This window comes from Pseudomonas sp. RA_105y_Pfl2_P56, from assembly GCF_963970845.1.
Classification (GTDB): domain Bacteria; phylum Pseudomonadota; class Gammaproteobacteria; order Pseudomonadales; family Pseudomonadaceae; genus Aquipseudomonas; species Aquipseudomonas baetica_A.
The window spans coordinates 1-1,269 of sequence record NZ_CAXAPL010000100.1 but is presented as its reverse complement, the minus strand read 5'-3'; the positions used below and the strand labels follow the sequence as shown (position 1 = coordinate 1,269).

1 protein-coding gene is annotated in these 1,269 nt (G+C 55.2%); it reads left to right on the top strand.

The genetic code is table 11. From position 1 onward, the window contains the following. Positions 1 to 1,208, top strand: a 1,208-nt coding sequence (locus tag AACY11_RS28215; protein ID WP_339496321.1) for an IS256 family transposase, incomplete at its 5' end; no start/stop codon positions are given. Positions 1,209 to 1,269 lie beyond the last annotated feature (61 nt).

Below are 1,269 nucleotides of genomic sequence, written 5' to 3'. Positions count from 1 at the left end.
TCCCGAAAGAGCTGATTGATCAGTTCGTTAAAGGCCCAATGAGCGCCGAAGCGATTCAGGATGCGTCGATGGCGTTCAAAAAGGCGCTTATCGAGCGAGCCCTTGGCGCGGAGCTGGGTCAACACCTTGGCTACCCTCAGGGCGCGGAGCGCCCTGAGGGGGCGAGTAATCAGCGCAACGGCTCGAGTGGCAAGACCATACTGACCGACGATGGCCCGCTTCGTCTGGACATTCCCAGGGATCGCGATGGCAGTTTCTCTCCAATCCTGATCCCCAAACATGAGCGTCGTTTTACCGGCTTCGACGACAAGATCATTGCCATGTACGCCCGTGGCATGACCGTCCGCGAGATTCGGGCGTTCCTCTCGGAGCAGTACGGGACTGACGTTTCCCATGATTTCATCAGCTCGGTCACCGACGCGGTGCTGGAGGAAGTTGCTGCGTGGCAGCAACGCCCACTTGAGCCGATGTATCCGGTGATTTTCTTCGATGCTCTGCGGGTCAAAATCCGTGAGGAAGGACTGGTTCGCAACAAGGCAATCTACCTGGCTTTAGGTGTATTGCCGGACGGCACTCGAGATATCTTAGGGATCTGGATCGAAAACACTGAGGGAGCCAAGTTCTGGATGAAGGTTTTTAACGACCTTAAAACCCGTGGCGTCGAGGATGTATTGATCGCTGTAACTGATGGCCTTAAAGGCATGCCAGAAGCCTTGAACGCGGTGTTTCCGACGACGACCTTGCAAACCTGCATCGTGCACCTGATTCGTAACAGCCTTGATTACGCCGCCTGGGACAAGCGTCGCGAGTTGGCCAAAGCCCTGAAACCGGTTTATCAGGCACTGAATGTCGAAGCGGCCGAGCACGCTCTTAACGCATTTGAAGCTGGGCCTTGGGGCAAACAATACCCCACCGTCGTAGCCGCTTGGAGACGCGCCTGGGATCGAGTCATCCCGTTTTTCGTCTTCCCGCCAGCCATCCGAAAAGTGATCTACACCACCAATGCCATCGAGAGCATCAATTCTCAGTTGCGCAAGATCATCAAGACAAGAGGCCACTTCCCGACTGACGATGCAGCGACGAAGCTGATCTGGCTGGCACTGCAAAATATCACTGCCAATTGGGGCAGCGCGGCGCACGACTGGAAGACAGCAATGAATCAGTTTGCGATTCTTTATGGAGATCGATTTACCAGGTTGAACTGGTGAAAGAAGGGCTTGCCTTACGGCAGGCCGTTACCGGCCCGCACACAAAAAATCTGACACTCCC